Source organism: Okeania sp. (genome assembly GCF_983059655.1).
On sequence record NZ_CEZPJD010000627.1, the window covers coordinates 1 to 4845 of the forward strand.

The window sequence follows — 4845 nt, forward strand, 5'->3', positions numbered from 1 at the left end:
ACTGCCTGGTCAAAGAATTCCTGCAATGTTGCTAGATAGCGATCGCTATCTACTTGAGTAAGATTGTTATGTCCCGCATTTGGTATTAATAGTAATTCTTTCGGTTCTGCTGCTGCTGCAAATAATCTTTGACTCATTGCGACAGGTACGACTTCATCTTTCATTCCATGAATAAATAAAACGGGCATTTCCAATAATTTTACTTTGTTAATGAAGTCAAACTTTTGGGTGACCAGTAAGTTGAGGGGAAATATCTGGATTCGACGTCTGTATTTAGCCATGTCTTTAATGGAAGTAAAGCAACTTTCAGCAATTAATCCTGCTGCTTGTGGTTGTTGCAGGCAAAGATTAACAGCGATCGCTCCTCCGAGAGAATATCCATAAATAAAAATTTCTTCTGGTGAAAAGTTTTTTTCTTGAGTCAAATAATTCCAAGCTATCAATGCATCTTCATAGACACTCGCTTCTGTGGGAAACTTTCCTTGACTATTACCGTACCCCCGATAGTCGATTGTAAATACGGAAAATCCCAACTTATATAGTTTCGCAACCCGTTCGAGATTGTAACTATTTTTCCGAGCTGCCATGTTACCTTTAGCACCGTGTAGAAAGAGAATAACTCTAGAATTGCTATTAGTTTGAGGAATCCACCAACCAGATATTTTTTCTGTCTGTTTGTTAGAGTTGGGAATTGATAACCAAACTTCTTGATATGGAAGATTAAAGGTGGCAGGAGTTGCTAATACCAATGGTGTAGGTTCAAATATCAATCGGTTTTGCAGCAACCTTAGCAATACAAAACCACCAGTGTAGATAGTTACTAAACTTACTAATAGAAATTTTAATAAACTCTCAAAAATAGTCATTAGTTAAAAGTGTATTTCTGATTTACAATAGTATCTGCAGCTGATATTGATAAAATAATTTTTTCCTGGAATTTTAGAAGTGGCATTTATCTAGCTCTACTCCAAGTTTCCTATAGGCTCATTTTGCCATAAACATAAATTTAATTCCTGCCCAAATGACGGGAAAAAAGTTATAGGACAAGCAACATCAAAATATATTTTCAACTATTTATTTTATGCACAGCTTAATAACTTAAAACTCAATCATTTTATGTAGTTGTTTGACTGCACGAATTAAACGAATAAAATATGGCCTAACTATATCTCTATTTAAATCTTGTAACCTATTTATTTGTGCTTGTAGTTCCTCAATTTTATTTGACATAGAAGCATTCTTTGTTGATTGTAAATTATCTGCTAAATTCTGTTGTAAATCTGTAGTCAAATCTTTTAATGATTGTAATTCCTCATCAATAATAGAAGCATTCTTTGTTGATTGTAAATTATCTGCTAAATTCTGTTGTAAATCTGTAGTCAAATCTTTTAATGATTGTAATTCTTCATCAATATCTGAAAATTTAGTATTGATTGTATCCCAGTCTTCTTTGGTAATTGTATTGAATTCAAAATCTGATTGATTTTGAGAAAAATTTATGGGAGACTCTGGAGTTAACTCAGTAAATTTTTCTTGTATTTTCTCTGGATACCCATTGACTGAATCAATATCTATTCTGAGTTCTTCTACTTCATTGTTAATATGTTTTTGTATTTTTTCCTCAAATCTTTTTCTATTAATTGAATTTAATACTAATGCTAATGTTATTGGGGGTGCAACAAACGCAATTTTTTCTAGTACCAATGCCAAACCTGAACCAACAATTGAAGCCCCTAAAGCAGTGTATTCTGCTATTTGTAGCCAATGAGGCTGATTTTGGGGATTATTTGAAACTGTTGACGATGTTTCTGTGTCTTCCATAAATCCAGATCCCCATTTAATATATTAATTTTAATAGTTTAATAGTAGATAATACAGTTTTTATTTAGTCATTGTATCATAATTTATTAGATAAAATTTAATTTTAACAAATCTTTATATTTCTTGAAAAGTAGCTGAGTTTAATCAAACAAATATTAACATTTAAGTAAAGGTTATTTCCTGTTTAATAGCAACAAGCAATACTATTATAATAGCTATAGCCCAAGTTGATGAATATGGAAAAGGAAAAAAAATGGGTCTAAAAATTATTGAAAGCTTTGAAAGTAGCTTCACTTTAGAACAAAATTCTCAACAAATATTGTTCGAGTTATTAACAAGTGAAAATTTTATTCAACAAATGATTTCACAATTACCATGTCAAAAATTAGAATTTACTGAATTAATATTTCAACCAGTTCCCTACAGCAAAGAAACACCTAAAGGAATGGCAAAAGAATTTGAGAAGTATCACGAATCCAGTGAATATATTATTATTAATATTCCGCCCAACTTCATGTTTAAAGCTAAAATATTTCAACCAAGCCGTCTCTGCGCCATTTATAAAATCACCTTTTCATTAATTGATAATGGATAATGGATAATTGATAATTACCTCTGGTTAAAAGAATATAAGGAGATATTATTTCTTCTCTTGGTCAATTGGATATGGCGAGGAGACCCGCTCTTAACAGAGCCGCTCCGCTTTATATGTTGCAGAGCAGCCATCCCATCCTACGGAATGCTCCGCAAACGACCGCTGTCTTGGTTGATTGGAGGACAGCGAGGAGACCTCGCCATCTCTCAACCGCTTTTTTCCCCTTCAAAGGGGAGGCTTCAAGGCGCGAATTATTTAATAATTAATAATTAATAATTCGGTAAGTATTCAGCAGTCAGCTATCAGCTAGTTTATGATCGAAGCTTTTTTTATCTAATTCCAAATTAATTAACACTACCCCTGAATAGGGAAAATTAAAACTAATGACTAATACTCAAATGCAAATTCCAGAATTGTCTAAATTAGAATACCTACCTTATATTGATTCTCAAGGAAAATTACCAATTTATTTACAAGGAAAAATAGGTGTTTATGGAATTTTTGACCAGGATAAAAAATTACTATTTGTAGGTTATTCTCGTGATATATATCAGAGCATGAAACAACACTTAGTCCGTCAACCTAATAGTTGCTATTGGCTAAAAGCACAAACTATTGAACGTCCGAATCGTACTATATTAGAAGGTATAAAAACTGCTTGGATTAATGAAAATGGTTCTTTGCCTATAGGTAATGATGTTGCAGAAGCAAAGTGGAATCAGCCAATAGATGCCAAACAAGAAATGACAGAAGCAGAAGCAATGCAATATCAAGATCCATTAATTGATGAAGTTGCCAAAGAAAAACTCTTAAAAAATATATCTAGGCGAGTTGAAGCTAATATTTTAGAAATATTAAAAACTAGAGGTTTAGCAGAAAATATTCGTTTTAACCCCAAGCTAAAAACTAGCGGATTATTAGATTTAAAATAATTTATACTATTGGTTTAGATATTTGGGACAAAGTAAGTATTTCCTCCGGAATGCTCCGCAAACAGCAGTCAACTATCAGCTATTAACTGAATTATTTTGGAAGAAAGAATTAGTCTCCAAATGGGCATTACTGATTCTGGGTCTGATTTGATAATTTTATATTTTGGACTTTGTATTTTGGATGGTTTGAACTACTTGTTAATATTAACTGTTCCCTATTCCCTGTTCCCTGTTCCCTATTCCCTATAAACCTACTTTCATACCTTAATTCAGCAATGCCTGAAAATGAAATGGATGGACGAATAAAAATTTCCCCAGATGATTATCAGAGCTGGTACAATGTGGGAGTAAATTTTAGTAAATTGGGGAAACATCAACAGGCTATTACTGCTTTTAATCGGGCAATAAAAATTAAGCCGGATTACTATGAAGCCTGGAATAATCGAGGTAATTCTTTGAAATTAATAGGTAGATTCCAGTCAGCTTTAAATAATTTTAATCGTGCGATAGAGATTCAACCAAATTCTCATTTAGTTTGGTATAACCGAGGTAATTTACTTAATAATTTAGAACAATATCGGGAAGCGATAACTTCTTTTGAAAGAGCTACAAAAATCAAACCAGATCTATATCAAGCTTGGTACAATGCTGGAAATACTTGGAGTAGTTTAGGACGTTATCGAGAAGCAATTGAAAATTACAAACAAGCAATAAAAATTCAACCAAATTTATACCAAGCTTGGCACAATCAAGGCAAGGCATTATTTGAATTAGGAAGATATCAGGAAGCCTTGAATTCTTTTGAAGAAGTCATTAAGCTTAAGCCTAATCATTATATAGCTTGGAATTTTCAAGGAAAAACTTTATTTTATTTAGGTAATACTAAAAGAGAAATTATTAGTTATGAAAAAGCCATAGAGATTAAAGTAGATTATCAGGAAGCTTGGAATAATTTAGGTCAAGCTTTATCTAATTTAGGAGATTGGGTTGAGGCGATCGCTTGTTTTGACCAAGCCATAAAAATTCAGTCAGATTATTCTTTGGCTTATTATAATAAAGCTCGTTGTTATGCTTTGCAGGATAAGCTCTATTTAGCTATTGAAAATTTAGAACAAGCAATTAATTTAGGCGCTGGGCAACCATATCGAGAAATGGCAGAAACTGATGCTGATTTTTTTAAAATTAGCTCAAATCCTAAGTTTAAAGCTTTAATTAAAGATAATTTAATTTATTAATTAGCTATTTAGCATTCAGCTATCAGCTATCAGCAAGCCCTAGATAGGTATAATACTCGATATCGAAAGTTTTACTATAGCGCTGCGCGCAGGCAACAGGCAATAGGCAACAGGCAACAGGGGGAATAAAAAGCTTATCATATAAGACTTTTAGCTATTGGACACTTCCTGCAATTTGTAAATATGCCAGCGCACATTGCTATACATCTTATAGCGCTTTTCACATGGATAGACTACAGTTAGTATCGGCAACCCAAAAGCA

General features: G+C 32.7%; 5 protein-coding genes. 3 read left to right on the forward strand and 2 right to left on the reverse strand.

The genetic code is table 11. From position 1 onward, the window contains the following. Positions 1-866: alpha/beta hydrolase (locus AC3DU7_RS25510; RefSeq protein ID WP_488042084.1), on the reverse strand; the 866-nt coding region annotated here is incomplete at its 3' end. Between the two features lie 232 nt (positions 867-1098). After that, positions 1099-1821 (reverse strand): hypothetical protein, encoded by a 723-nt coding sequence (locus AC3DU7_RS25515; protein WP_488042085.1) that lies wholly within the window; start codon positions 1819-1821, stop codon positions 1099-1101. Positions 1822-2074: 253 nt separating this feature from the next. Between AC3DU7_RS25515 and AC3DU7_RS25520 the strand changes: the two genes are divergently transcribed. The 3 genes from AC3DU7_RS25520 (at position 2075) to AC3DU7_RS25530 (ending at position 4583) form a co-directional block, all read left to right on the forward strand. Then, positions 2075-2416: a hypothetical protein gene (locus AC3DU7_RS25520; RefSeq protein WP_488042086.1), complete on the forward strand. Its 342-nt coding sequence runs from the start codon at positions 2075-2077 to the stop codon at positions 2414-2416. Between the two features lie 383 nt (positions 2417-2799). After that, positions 2800-3348, forward strand: a complete 549-nt coding sequence (locus tag AC3DU7_RS25525; protein WP_488042087.1) for a GIY-YIG nuclease family protein — start codon at positions 2800-2802, stop codon at positions 3346-3348. A 275-nt stretch (positions 3349-3623) separates the two neighbouring features. Next, positions 3624-4583, forward strand: a complete 960-nt coding sequence (locus AC3DU7_RS25530; protein ID WP_488042088.1) for a tetratricopeptide repeat protein — start codon at positions 3624-3626, stop codon at positions 4581-4583. The last annotated feature ends 262 nt before the right edge of the window (positions 4584-4845 follow it).